We start from the raw sequence: 12,975 nt of genomic DNA, 5'->3' as shown, positions 1-12,975 counted from the left end.
AACTACTGGGATACGGCGCCGCATAATATCCGGAAGAGGACGGAACGGACCCGCTCGTGTGAGATGTGCCATGACGAGAAGAAGGATTTTCTCACGAAGGATATGCTTCTGAAGGACGGCTCAAAGGCGAACGAAGGTCTGGTCTATGCGCCAAAGCCGATAAAAAAATAGGAGGGAAAACATAATGAAAAAGATCAGGGTAAGCTTGTTGATTCTGGTGCTTTGCATTCTTTCATTGCCCCTTGTCTCTTTTGCGAGAGATGTGGCGCCGATCGTCGATACTGCATGGGTTGAAACAAACATCAACAATCCGAAAGTGGTGATCGTCGATATCAGGAAGGTGGAAGACTACAAGGCAGGGCACATACCAAATGCGGTGAATGCATTCTATGGCTCATGGGCAATTATGAAAGGCGGTATACGCAATGAGCTCCCTGCTGCCGACGATCTCTTCGACGTAATCGGTGGTGCCGGCATCGGCAGTGATTCGATTGTAGTTATCGCCGGCAAGAACGACAATATGTCCGACCGCGCGGACCCCACAAGGGTTGCCTGGACCTTGAAATATGCCGGCATCCAGAACATCGCCATCCTCGATGGCGGGTATAATAAGTGGACCGCTGAGAAAAAGGCACTGTCAACGGACGCGGTAAAACCAAAGGTAAAACCATACAAGGCAACGGTGAATGCGGGTCTCTTCGCGAAGAAGGATTACGTGATGAAGAGCATCGGAAAGGCTGTTATCGTTGATGTAAGGGAACCGGATTTCTACAAAGGCGTGAAGAAGCTCGATTTTGTCTCCAGACCCGGCCATATCGCCAAGGCGGTCAACCTCCCCACTGCCTCAAAAATATACAAGCAGGACGGGACCTATAAAGACAAAACAGAGCTTATGAGCATTGCCTCTGCGGTCGTCGGAAAAGACACGGGGAAAGAGATCATCACATACTGCGATACAGGCAAGATCGCCAGCGTATGGTCTTTTCTGCTGACAGACCTGCTCGGCTACAAGGACGTCAAGGTCTACGACGGCTCCACCGAGGAATGGACAAAGGATCCCAAGGCACCGTTGGAACAGTAGCACCATAGATCGCGTTTAAGAACCAGCTTATGGCTGATATCGTGAAAGGTGAAACGTGAGAAGTAAGAAGTTTACAACATTTCACATTTTACCTTTCACATTTCACTGAGTTTATAATATCAGTCTATCCACTTCACGAAGCTGTCGACGCCTTCCCGCGGTGTTTTAAAGTGGTTAACCGGGCTGTCCATGTCAGGATGACCGAGGGCAACCCCGATGACAACGTCTTTGTTGTCGGGGATGTCGAGCATCTCTTTGATGTCGTCTGCATATGCGTTGATGAGCCCGATAGGACACGTAGCGAGGCCGCTCGCCTGCGCAACAAGGACAAGATAGGCCAGTGCTATCCCTATATCCACGAGGCGGGCCTTGGAAAAGGCATTATCGAGGCAGAGGATCACCGCCACGGGGGCTCCGTAGAAATTACAGCTCCCTTCGTTGATGAATGCGTTGAACTCTGTCCCCATCTCCTTGAGATAGGGATCCATCAGTTGAAAAGACTGGACACCTCTTTTTGTAAATTCATCAGCCAGGGGCTTCACGTTCCCCGGACTGCATGATATCTGTTTTTCCTTGTATGATTTGATAAGCCTTCTGCTTAAGCGTTGCTTTTCCTCGCCCATGACCACGAAAAATTCCCAGGGTTGGAGGTTAATCGCCGAAGGCGCATTGGTTACCCACCGGAGGATCTCCTCTACCTTCTCTCTCGCTACGGGATCGGGTTTGAACGCCCTTATACTTTTCCTTTCTTCGATTGTCTTAAACAGGTCCATATACCATACCTCCTTTAATTGGGGCTCACGTCGCCCCCTCCACGCGACCCACCCACCGGGTGGGTGCCCCGGTCCGTGGAGCCTTCCCTTCTCGCCCAAGAATGGGCTATAAAATATATAACGTCGGCTCCTCGTCGCCCGGATACCCGCTTGCGGGTACTATTTTTGAATGCAACTCGGTATTGTTATACCGCATACATTACATTATTATAATAGAGTATTATTGTAAACTACGAAAGGAAAAATCTTCAGAAGGAAAGAGACAAAAAATATTTTCTCAAGGCAGACTATCAGCTCAGAGATGTCTTTTGGATGCAACCTCTATCTTCATAATTGCCTTGAATAATGCCATCTCCATGAGTTTATATTCTATTTCATCAAATGCGAGTACTTTTAGGGCCTTTTCAGCCTCCTCCATCTCGCGTTTTGCCTTTTCGACATCAATCTCCTCGGCAAGTTCCGCATCGTCAAGAAGGATCGTTACCCTGTCATCAACGACCTCTGCATACCCGCCGCTCGTTGCGAGGTAATTTGTTGTTCCATCCTTTATATATCTGACCTCGCCGATCTCAATGATAGTCAGAAATTGCGTATGGCCGGGAAGTACACCAAATTCACCATTCGTCCCCTTGGCTTCCACCATATCTACCTGTTCTTTAACAAGGACCTTTTCGGGCGTAATAATTTCAAGATCAAGCATGTATAGATCAATCTCCCATGAATTGTTTTGCTTTTTCTACGGCCTCTTCAATGGTTCCAACCATGTAGAACGCCTGCTCAGGAAGCTCGTCGTGTTTCCCTTCAACGACCTCTTTGAAGCCTTTTATGGTGTCCTTCAACGCCACGTATCTTCCCTGCTGGCCCGTAAAGGCCTCTGCGACAAAGAATGGCTGTGAGAGGAATCTCTGGATCTTCCTCGCCCTCGAAACGACAAGCTTATCCTCTTCAGAAAGCTCGTCCATGCCAAGGATCGCGATGATATCCTGGAGTTCTTTATACTTCTGCAGTATCCTCTGCACCTCCCGGGCTACCTGGTAATGCTCTTCGCCTACCACCTTGGGGTCGAGGATCCGGCTTGTAGAATCGAGAGGGTCAACGGCCGGATAGATACCAAGCTCAGATATCTGTCTCGAGAGAACCGTCGTCGCATCAAGGTGGGCAAATGTCGTTGCCGGAGCCGGGTCTGTAAGGTCATCAGCAGGTACATAGATAGCCTGTACCGATGTTATGGAGCCTTTCAGTGTGGATGTGATCCTTTCCTCCAGCTCACCAAGGTCTGTCGCAAGGGTCGGCTGGTAACCGACTGCCGATGGCATCCTTCCGAGCAATGCCGAAACCTCTGAGTTTGCCTGGGTAAATCTGAATATATTATCGATAAAGAGAAGCACGTCCTGCCCTTCCTCATCCCTGAAATACTCTGCAGCCGTCAATGCCGTCAATCCTATCCTTGCACGCGCACCAGGGACTTCAGTCATCTGACCATAGATAAGGGCGCACTTGTCAAGGACTCCGGAGCCTTTCATCTCGAGCCAGAGGTCGTTCCCTTCTCTTGTCCTTTCACCGACTCCGCCGAAGACCGATATACCACCATGGTGCATTGCGATATTATGGATCATCTCCATGATGACAACGGTCTTGCCGACGCCGGCGCCGCCGAAGAGGCCGACCTTCCCGCCCTTCGAATAGGGTTCAAGGAGGTCAATGACCTTCACGCCTGTTTCGAGGAGTTCGATCTTCGTGTTCTGCATCGTCAATAAAGGCGCCGGTCTGTGGATCGGGTAGGTCATCTTTGTTTTAAGCGCAGGGCCGTTATCAACCGGTTCCCCGATGACGTTGAGCACCCTGCCAAGGATATCGTTTCCCACGGGAACAGTGATCTGCGAACCTTTATACGTCGCGTCCTGGCCTCTTTTCAGCCCGTCAGTGGTATTCATCGCGATACAACGGACAGTGCTGTCACCGATATGCTGAGCCACTTCAAGGATAAGATTTTCAGGCTTATCATTGATGGTGGGGTTCGTCACAAATATTGCTCCGTATATTGGTGGAAGGTTATCAGACGGAAACCGGAAATCTACAACCGTCCCGATGACCTGTACAATCTTTCCCTTGACTTCCACGCTCATTGATTTTCCTCCTTTATGTTCCTCTCAAGGCTTCAGCACCACCAACGATGTCCATCATTTCATTGGTTATGCCTTCCTGTCTTCTCTTATTATATACAAGCGTGAGGTATCTCACCATCTCTCCACAGTTACTGGTTGCGTTTTCCATGGCGCTCATACGGGCTGCATGCTCGGATGTCTGTGATTCTACAAGCGCATAGTATATCTTCGTGCTCACATATTTAGGGATAAGGCTTTCTACGATCTTGGACCTTTCCGGTTCGCAGAGATAGTCGATGTAGTCCTCATCGCTATCGGTTCTCCTGATAGGGATAAACTCCTCGAAGACAACCTCCTGTTTTATGGGGGAACGAAAACATGTATATGCGAGATAGATCTTATCGAACTCACCTGATGTGTAAAATTGGATAAGGTGTCCTGCAATGACGTCAACAATCTCCCTATCGATCTTTTTCACATCAACAAAACTTTTCACGATATCATGCTTCCTTCTCTGCAGGTAATCATTTACCTTTCTCCCGAAGGTGTATACCCCGATCCTTTCGTAGAGGTGCCTGTTCTGCCTGATAAAATTTTCCACATGCAGACCGATGTTGAGATTAAAGCCACCGCAGAGGCCCCTGTCAGATGCGATAGCGACAACGAGCACTCTCTTGACCTCTTCCCTTCCGGCAAGAAGCGGGTGGACATCATCGGGCAGATTCTGAATGACCCGTCCGGTGAGTTCCTCTATCTTCAGCGCATAATCTCTGACCTTTTCAAGATCCTCCTGCGCCCTCCGCAGCTTCGAGGCAGAAACCATCTTCATCGTTCTCGTGATCGTCTGGGTACTATTGATGCTTGCTATCTTTCGCTTTATATCCCTCAGCGTTGCCATTGCGTGATCCTAATATGTAAAGATTGTTTTGAACTCATTGAGTGCCTTGTAAAGCTTTTCTTCAATGGATGAGTCGATCTCTCTCTTTGCCTTGATGTCCGCAAGCGCATCAGGATATTTCTCATCCATAAACTTAAACAGTTCCTGCTCGTACTTTTTCAATGCGCTTTCAGGGTAGGTATCAATATATCCGTTTGCCCCTGCATAGAGGAGCACAACCTCTTTTTCGACGGGGATCGGTACGTACTGCCCCTGTTTCAATAATTCAGTAAGGCGTGAACCTCTCGCGATGAGCCCCTGTGTTGCCTTATCGAGATCACTGCCGAATTTTGCAAAAGCCGCCATTTCCCTGTACTGCGCCAGTTCCAGTCTCAGTCTCCCTGCGACCTGTTTCATGGCCTTGATCTGGGCATTGCCGCCAACCCTTGAAACAGAGAGGCCTACGTTGATCGCCGGCCTTACACCTGCGTAAAATAGCTCGGGCTCGAGGTATATCTGCCCATCGGTAATGGAGATAACGTTCGTGGGAATATATGCGGAGACGTCACCTGCCTGTGTCTCAATAATAGGCAGCGCTGTCAGGGACCCTCCACCATGTGGATCATCCCACTTTGCTGCCCTCTCCAGAAGCCTTGAATGAAGGTAGAATATGTCGCCCGGAAAGGCCTCCCTGGCCGGTGGACGCCGTAAAAGGAGGGAAAGCTGCCTGTATGCAACGGCATGTTTGGAAAGGTCATCATAGATAATCAGCGAATGCCTGGCGGTGTCCCTGAAATACTCGCCCATAGCACAGCCGGAAAATGGCGCGAGGTACTGCAGCGGCGCTGCTTCACTTGCCGTGGCCGCCACAACCGTCGTATATTCCATAGCGCCATACTGGGAGAGCAGATCGACCGTCCTTGCAACAGATGATCTTTTCTGCCCGATAGCCACATATATGCAGAATACGTCGTTCCCTTTCTGGTTTATGATCGTGTCCAGGGCAATAACCGACTTGCCCGTGCCCCTGTCGCCGATGATAAGTTCTCTCTGCCCTTTTCCGATAGGTATCATGGAGTCGATCGCCTTTATGCCTGTCTGGATAGGTTCCTTCACGGGCTGTCTCACAACCACACCCGGCGCCATCTGTTCGACATTACGGAACTCTTTGGCTTCTATGGGGCCTTTCCCGTCAATGGGATTTCCAAGGGCATCGACAACCCTTCCGATAAGGGCTTCACCCACCGGAACCTGGGCAATCCTGCCCGTCCGCTTTACGAGGTCCCCTTCCTTGATCTTGTAATCTTCACCGAAAACAACAGCGCCTATGTTGTCCTCTTCAAGGTTCAGAACCATACCGATGATCCCCTGCGGGAACTCGAGCAACTCGCCGGACATTGAGTTTTCCAATCCGTATATCCTTGCAATACCGTCACCGATAGAGATGATAATCCCCGTTTCCTCAAGATTGATCTCTTTTTCGAAACCGGCTATCTTCTGTTCTATGATCCTGCTTATTTCATCGGCCTTGATCTCCATAGAAATTACTCCTCCAATATATTTTCCTTTAAAGTCTCGATTTGCTTTTTGACGCTGCCATCAATAATAGTCCCTTTTATGACTACCTTTACCCCGCCAATGAGGCTCTTATCTTCGAGCGTTTCAAGGGTAACCTCTTTGTTGAATTTATCTTTCAAGACCTCGGCAATACGATTCCTGGAGGTTTCCTCAAGGGGATATGCTGTCCAGAGGGTACCTCTTACCATGCCCTCTTTGTCATCCACAAGCTCCTGGTACACATCCCTGATGACCGGGAGATAGCCCATCCGGTTATTTTCAATAAGTATATTAAAAAGACTGGATACGGACGGTGAAACACCGAGGGCCCTCATGACATCACTGAGGAGCTCTTTTCGTTTCTGCACCTCGAGAAGAGGGAGCATGAGCGCCTTTTTTAGTCGCTGTTCCTTGTCAAAAACACTTAGAACACCTTCAAGCTCCTCAAAGTAGCTTCTGTACTTCCCGTTCTTTTCGCCCACCGCAAATAAGCCTTTTGCGTATCGTTTTGCAATTGACCGGCTTATCAATTCAAGCTCCTTAATTTTTCAATAAAATCACCGACCATCCTGTTGTGGTCTTCTTTTGTCAGCTTCTCTGCAATGAGCTTTTCCGCCCGCTCCATGGTGAGCCGTGCGATCTCTTCCTTGATCGTGCTCATTGCGTCTTTCAACTCCTGTTCATAAGCGATCCGTGCCTGCTCTCTGATCCTGGAGGCGAACTCTGTTGCCTCATCAATGATCTTCTGTTTCTCCTTCTGAGCTTCCTCGATGACAGCCTTCTTGAAGGTCTCCATCTCATCGTCAAGCTGTGAAAGTTTTCTTTCGTATTGCGTTTTAAGCAATTCCGCTTCCTGCACCATCCTGTTCGCTTCTTCAACCTTTGTCTTGATTGTGTTATGACGGTTCTGGAGATAATCTTTCAGCGGCTTTCCTCCAAATTTTATGAGGACGCCGACGAGTACGGCAAAATTCAAAAACTTAAATACCCACGATAATAATGACTCTCCGCCCTGTGTCATGAGAGACTCCTCTGCAGTATCTTCTGGGCAACCTCTGTCGATAGTCTCTTCACGTCTGTTTTGAGTGAATCGAAAACCTTTTTACTCTCGCCCTCGATCTCGCTTTTCACCCGCTCGAGTTCACCGGACAGCTCTGCTCTTGCCTTTTCTATAATGTGCATAGACACTGTATGTGCCTCAGCTATGGTTGAGTCTTTGTCCGCAATGATCGGCTTTTTTTGCTCCCGCACCTTCTCCTCATATTCTTTTTCAAACACGTTCATTTCCTCTTTTGCCTTTTGAATCCTATCGGCGAGGGAATTGATGGTTCCCTCCCTCTTGCTCATCGCCCTGAGTACGGGCTTAAAAAGGAGGAAATTGAGAAGTATGAGTAAAATCAGAAAATTAACGAACTGTATGAGTAGCGTATAATTAAAATCTATCATATTGTGTTCCTATGACTTTAAGAATTATTTCACTTATCGCATATCGTATCTATCATAAAATGCCCTGATTTGCAATTTTTTTATTCCCAATAACAACAAATATTTTTCTTGTTCGGAAACTATATAAAATAAAAAGATAAAAAATCTTTTAATTTTAGAATAAAACATCGTCCGGGCACCAGAATTCACAAATATATTCCCACGGGCAAGCCCCAATAATAGCTAATAGTTCATGGCTTATAGCGAAACACCCGTGAGTCGTAATGCGTAAGGCGGAAGGAGAAATATGTTCAACGTTCAAAGTTCTACGTTCGAGGTTCCTTATCGTATTGTCATCGCGAGGAGCGAAGCGACGTGGCGATCTATTGAATTGAATGGGATTGCCAGGCTGCGCCCGCAATGACAGCTGATAGCTGACTTTCCGTTGCCCTTTATTCCCCTGTGATCAGTTCCGTAATCCTTTCGAGGTCTTCCTCTGAATAAAATTCGATGATGATCTTTCCCTTTTTCCTTCGAAACGTAATATTCACTTTGGTCTGAAGGGACTTTCTCAGATCCTCTTCTATGACGGCAAATTGGGAACCCTTGTAGGGACTCTTCTTGCGCGCAGCCCGCTCAAGGTCTCTTACGGAAACTCCCTGTTTGACAATCTTGTCGACAAACCGCTTCTGCTCCCGCTCATTCTTCAGGGAGACGAGCACCCTTCCATGGCCCTGGGTCAACTTTCCTTCACGCAGCAATGTCTTTATCCATACCGGCAGCTTCAAAAGACGGAGAGCGTTGGAAACAGAGCTCCTGTCAATCCCCACCCTTTTCGCAACCTCTTCGTGGGTATAGTCAAACTCCTCAACGAACTTTTCATAGACCACGGCAACCTCAAGGGGGTTCAAGTCCTCCCGGAGAAGGTTCTCTACAAGCGCAAGCTCCAGGGATTCCTTCTCGTCGGCATCCCGTATTATTGCCGGGACCTCCCGGAGTCCCGCAAGCACTGCTGCCCGGTAACGCCTTTCCCCTGCAATAATCTGATATTTTTTATCCTTCTTTTTAACAATAAGAGGCTGAAGGATGCCTTTTGCCTTAATCGATGAGGCAAGGTCGGCAATGGTATCATTATTTATGACGGATCTTGGCTGATTTGGATTCGGCAGTATCTGATCAACGGGGATGAACGTGCTTGTGCCTTTTTCTTCTATGTCCCTGAGTATCGCCTGAAGTCCCCTTCCCAGGGGATCCTTTTTTACCATTAATTCCTCTTTGCCAGGATTTCTGAAGCAAGTCGCAGGTAACTCTCTGCGCCGCGGGAACTTATATCATATAGTATCGCGGGCTTACCATGACTCGGCGATTCGCTCAGTTTTACGTTTCTCGGTATCACTGTCTTGAAGGCTGTGTCGCTGAAACACTTGTTCACCTCTTCCCACACCCTGAAAGAAAGATTGTTTCTCCTGTCGAACATGGTCAGGAGGATCCCGAGCACCTCAAGGTCCGGGTTCAATTTCTTCTTGATGATCGATATGGTCCTTAGAAGCAGGGCAAGTCCTTCAAGGGCAAAATACTCGCATTGCAGGGGAATGATGACATAATCGGATGCCGCAAGGGAGTTAATGGTCAAAAGACCCAGCGAGGGCGGGCAATCAATAAATATATACTGATAGTGATCTTTCAGATCCGCGAGGGCCTTCTTTAGCGCGAATTCGCGTTCCTCCGTGTCAAGCAGTTCTATCTCCGCGCCGATAAGGTCGGGATGTGAGGGCACAATATCGAGGAACGGGATCTCGGTCTTTCTGATGACCTCCCCGATCTTCTTTTCACCAATAAGGACGTGGTATATGTGATCGTAGAGGCTGTTGTAAGATATACCAAAACCCGATGAGGTGTTACACTGGGAATCCATATCGATGACAAGGGTCTTCTGTTCCGCAACGGCCATCGATGCCGATAGATTAACGGCTGTCGTGGTCTTGCCGACGCCCCCCTTTTGATTCGCAATGGATATTACCATGAAGTTCCCTTTTACAATACCATAAAACAGAATTGCTATGAAACCTTTTTATATATAAAAATCCTGAGGGCCTTTTCGCTTAGCGGCAACCTGTAAGGGATCGTCTCCTCAAGCACAAAACCCTCAGCGTCTACGGGCTCGTCCCTGTCGGTCTTCATCATCAGGGCACGCCCTCCCTCCCGTACATGTCTGCCACCCTTTTCAAAGATCATTTTCATACCTCCGAAGGCCTTGACAAGAAGGGTGTCGACCTCCATGGCGTCTAATTCTTCTATTTTCTCGTGGAGCGTGGTGAAGTCTTTCAGGTGAAGTCTCCTTGCGATATGCCTCTGGAATTGGATCTTTTTCATGTTTTTGTCCACTGAAATAACGCTCATATCGCTATTCAGGATCTTTACAGGGATTGCGAGTACCCCTGCGCCTGAACCAAGGTCGAGGACAGTGCGGCTTCCCTTTATGAACCGGTCAATAAAGAATGCGTCGTACAATAGCACCCTTACGACCGCTTCTGCATTTTTCAATCCCACAAGATTGATATGTTTATTCCATTTTTCAAGCTCTTCTACGTAATAAATGATATCGGCAATAGTTTGTTCATTATATTGAACCTGAAAATATCGTAAACCATCTTCTATCAGTTGCCTCAATTTCACAACAGAAAGAATAGCATAATTTTTTTCCTTCTGTTATACTAAAGGATGCCGACAAAAATGATCATTATTCTTTGCGCCTTCCTGCTTCTTTGCTCGTGCGCCGCCAAAACACCAAAACAGGCCGGCAACCCGGGCGACCTCTACGTGGAAGGCGTCAACCTTCTGAAAGACAAGAAGTACGACAAGGCGATCCAAAAATTTTCATACATCCGCGAAAACTACCCCTTTGACCCCATGGCCCTTATCGCCACGGTGAAACTGGGTGACGTCTATTTTGCCCAGAAGGAATACCTCCTGGCCATCGGTGTGTATGAAGACTTTTTCAAATCCCACCCGGAGGATGAAAATATTCCATACGTTCTCGCACGCCTGGGAGAATGTTACGATAAGGCGTCCCTCTCGATAGACAGGGATCAATCCTATATATTGAGATCCATCGAAAGGCTTACGTATCTCAAAAACCGTTACCCTGCGAGCATACACACAAAAGAGAGCGCGCCAAGACTCGCAAAGATGATACAGAAACTTGCCGACCGTGAACTATATGTTGGGGAATTCTATTACAGGACAGACCAGTACAATGCGTCCATCATACGACTCGAATACCTGTTGAAAAAATATCCAAACGCCGCGGGCACTGACAAGGCGCTTTACTACCTGAGCCAGGCCAACAAAGAACTTGGATACCAGGAGAAAAGTGACTATTACTTAGAACGTTTAAAGAACGAATACCCGAAAAGTATCTATGCCAGGGCTGTTGTCCGGGGAAGAAGGCAACTAAAGCTCGTGAAGGCTACCGCCCCCCTTATTCCATTCGAGGACAGAAAGAAGAGGAACATCGAACTGACGCCACAGCAGGTCGCAAGAGCAGAACCTCCAAAAGATGAAAAAGACAAGGGCCTGTCGTTCTTTGACGAGAAAAAACCCATCGACATCGTCTCTGATTCAATGGAGGGCTTCGACAAAGAGAAATATGTCATCTTCAAGGGCAGTGTTATTGCGAAGCAGGAGGACCTCTTTATATTCGCTGATGTCATAGAGGCATATATGAGCGAGGATACTAACGAGATAGAGAAGGCCTATGCAAAGGGTAACGTCAAGATCGTCAAACAGGACCGGACTGCAACAAGCGAAGAGGCCATTTTTGATAATAACAAAAGGGAGATAACCCTTAAGAAAAATGTGGTCGTTATCTCAGGTCAGGACAGACTGACCGGTGAACTCGTTACATACTATGTCAACGAGGACAGGGTTGTCATAGAAGGTGAAAAGGACAAGAAGGCTCGCATCACCGTCCAGCCACGTTAAACAACCTTTTTCAGGAGGGTGTCGACATTGCCCTTGGGCTGGGCGCCTACGATCGTATCAACAACCTGACCCTTATTAAAAAGGATTAATGTCGGTATTCCCCGTATACCATACTTTGGTGGGGTTGCCTGGTTTTCATCAACATTCAGTTTCAAGACCTTGACCTTCCCGGCGTACTCATCGGCAATGATATCAAGCACCGGCCCCATGACCTGGCATGGTCCGCACCAGGTTGCCCAGAAATCAACGAGCACCGGGATATCCGACTCCAGTACCTCTTTTTGAAATGCACTATCCGTAACAGCTGTTGTGTTACTCATAATATCCTCCTTGCAGTCAGCGACCAGCTATCGGCCATCAGCAAACAGCTTAACGCTGACAGCTCTATTTTTTGCAGAACAGCTCCGCTGTTCTCAGTATTCTACTTTCAGGAAAAAGGTGATTTCCTGGGCGCCCCGCAGGAACCCTGTCCTGTATGGGTTACGGACAGATTCTTTTCTATGTCCTTGCTTTCACACTTCGGGCAGGGAGGTTCCTTATCGTCTGCCTTTTGTATGACCTCAAATTCATTCCCGCATTGCTTGCATCTATATTCATAGATAGGCATAATAAACCTCCTTATACATATCCTTTATGGATTATTAATAAGTCCTGATGGTAGTTTTGTCAATTGTATGTCATTCATCGAGAAACCTGATAACCTCACCATCGGGGATAGGTCTGACCCTCCCTCCTTCATTCATGTCGCGCACTACCCCGGCTTCAATCGCGGCGTCGTCGGTATAACCGCGCTGTTCCCAGAATCCCGGGGAATAGCCATCTGTCAGTTCGACCTTCACAACGCTTTTTGCCGATTTATATCCCCAGAGATAGGGGCAGAATACCCTGATGGGGCCTCCGTAATCCTCCTCCAGAAGGTCGCCGTCAAACTCATATGCGAGCAGCATCCTCTCCTTGAGGGCTACATCGATGGGAACCGACGTATCATAGATCTTCCTGTAAGACCAGAACCTCACATACCGTACCGAGGTCAACGCTCCTACAACCTTCAGGATATCGGCAACCTTCACACCTCCCCATTTCCCTCTGACAGAAAACCGTGTGACGCTCGTAAGCCGCGCATCGGCAATCGTCTTCGGCATTGAGACAATCTCTTGCCAGGCAAACTGCTTT

Annotated in this window: 16 protein-coding genes; 2 read left to right on the top strand and 14 right to left on the bottom strand. The window is 48.0% G+C overall.

All coding sequences use genetic code 11. The features are described 5' to 3' along the window. The first annotated feature begins 184 nt into the window (after positions 1–184). On the top strand, positions 185–1,081 hold the full coding sequence (locus PHU49_08450; GenBank protein MDD5244033.1) for a rhodanese-like domain-containing protein: 897 nt from the start codon (positions 185–187) through the stop codon (positions 1,079–1,081). 119 nt (positions 1,082–1,200) lie between these two features. Here PHU49_08450 and PHU49_08445 read toward each other — a convergent pair whose 3' ends face one another. The 11 genes from PHU49_08445 to PHU49_08395 form a co-directional block, all read right to left on the bottom strand. After that, complete coding sequence (locus tag PHU49_08445) at positions 1,201–1,854, bottom strand: nitroreductase (protein MDD5244032.1); 654 nt, start codon at positions 1,852–1,854, stop codon at positions 1,201–1,203. A gap of 295 nt (positions 1,855–2,149) precedes the next feature. After that, positions 2,150–2,554, bottom strand: a complete 405-nt coding sequence (locus PHU49_08440; GenBank protein ID MDD5244031.1) for a F0F1 ATP synthase subunit epsilon — start codon at positions 2,552–2,554, stop codon at positions 2,150–2,152. Positions 2,555–2,561: 7 nt separating this feature from the next. Next, positions 2,562–3,980 (bottom strand): F0F1 ATP synthase subunit beta, encoded by a 1,419-nt coding sequence (gene atpD / locus PHU49_08435; protein MDD5244030.1) that lies wholly within the window; start codon positions 3,978–3,980, stop codon positions 2,562–2,564. Positions 3,981–3,993: 13 nt separating this feature from the next. Then, on the bottom strand, positions 3,994–4,857 hold the full coding sequence (gene atpG, locus PHU49_08430) for an ATP synthase F1 subunit gamma (GenBank protein MDD5244029.1): 864 nt from the start codon (positions 4,855–4,857) through the stop codon (positions 3,994–3,996). A gap of 9 nt (positions 4,858–4,866) precedes the next feature. Continuing rightward, entirely contained in the window at positions 4,867–6,375 is a 1,509-nt protein-coding gene (atpA, locus tag PHU49_08425; protein ID MDD5244028.1) for a F0F1 ATP synthase subunit alpha, read from the bottom strand. A 5-nt stretch (positions 6,376–6,380) separates the two neighbouring features. Continuing rightward, the gene (gene atpH / locus PHU49_08420; protein MDD5244027.1) at positions 6,381–6,923 is read right to left on the bottom strand and encodes an ATP synthase F1 subunit delta; all 543 of its coding nucleotides are present in this window, start codon (positions 6,921–6,923) and stop codon (positions 6,381–6,383) included. Beyond that, entirely contained in the window at positions 6,920–7,414 is a 495-nt protein-coding gene (locus PHU49_08415) for an ATP synthase F0 subunit B (GenBank protein ID MDD5244026.1), read from the bottom strand. Before PHU49_08415 ends, atpH begins: the two co-directional genes overlap by 4 nt. After that, on the bottom strand, positions 7,411–7,839 hold the full coding sequence (locus PHU49_08410; GenBank protein ID MDD5244025.1) for an ATP synthase F0 subunit B: 429 nt from the start codon (positions 7,837–7,839) through the stop codon (positions 7,411–7,413). The genes PHU49_08415 and PHU49_08410 overlap by 4 nt, the downstream gene beginning before the upstream one ends. 431 nt (positions 7,840–8,270) lie before the next feature. Next, positions 8,271–9,083, bottom strand: a complete 813-nt coding sequence (locus PHU49_08405) for a ParB/RepB/Spo0J family partition protein (GenBank protein MDD5244024.1) — start codon at positions 9,081–9,083, stop codon at positions 8,271–8,273. Further along, positions 9,083–9,841, bottom strand: a complete 759-nt coding sequence (locus PHU49_08400) for an AAA family ATPase (protein ID MDD5244023.1) — start codon at positions 9,839–9,841, stop codon at positions 9,083–9,085. The genes PHU49_08405 and PHU49_08400 overlap by 1 nt, the downstream gene beginning before the upstream one ends. A 35-nt stretch (positions 9,842–9,876) precedes the next feature. Then, entirely contained in the window at positions 9,877–10,488 is a 612-nt protein-coding gene (locus PHU49_08395; GenBank protein MDD5244022.1) for a class I SAM-dependent methyltransferase, read from the bottom strand. 63 nt (positions 10,489–10,551) lie between these two features. On the opposite strand from PHU49_08395, the gene bamD reads away from it, so the two are divergent. Then, complete coding sequence (gene bamD / locus PHU49_08390) at positions 10,552–11,802, top strand: outer membrane protein assembly factor BamD (protein ID MDD5244021.1); 1,251 nt, start codon at positions 10,552–10,554, stop codon at positions 11,800–11,802. On the opposite strand, the gene trxA is transcribed toward bamD, so the two are convergent. The 3 genes from trxA to PHU49_08375 form a co-directional block, all read right to left on the bottom strand. Then, complete coding sequence (gene trxA, locus PHU49_08385) at positions 11,799–12,122, bottom strand: thioredoxin (GenBank protein ID MDD5244020.1); 324 nt, start codon at positions 12,120–12,122, stop codon at positions 11,799–11,801. The two genes, bamD and trxA, sit on opposite strands and share 4 nt — an antisense overlap. Before the next feature lie 107 nt (positions 12,123–12,229). Further along, positions 12,230–12,409: a zinc ribbon domain-containing protein gene (locus PHU49_08380; protein ID MDD5244019.1), complete on the bottom strand. Its 180-nt coding sequence runs from the start codon at positions 12,407–12,409 to the stop codon at positions 12,230–12,232. 70 nt (positions 12,410–12,479) lie between these two features. Further along, positions 12,480–12,975 (bottom strand): molybdopterin-dependent oxidoreductase (locus PHU49_08375; GenBank protein ID MDD5244018.1); only part of this gene is annotated, 496 nt, incomplete at its 5' end.

This window comes from Syntrophorhabdaceae bacterium, from assembly GCA_028713955.1.
Classification (GTDB): domain Bacteria; phylum Desulfobacterota; class Syntrophorhabdia; order Syntrophorhabdales; family Syntrophorhabdaceae; genus UBA5609.
Note: the sequence above shows the minus strand (reverse complement) of the source record. Positions and strands in the feature narration are given on the sequence as shown.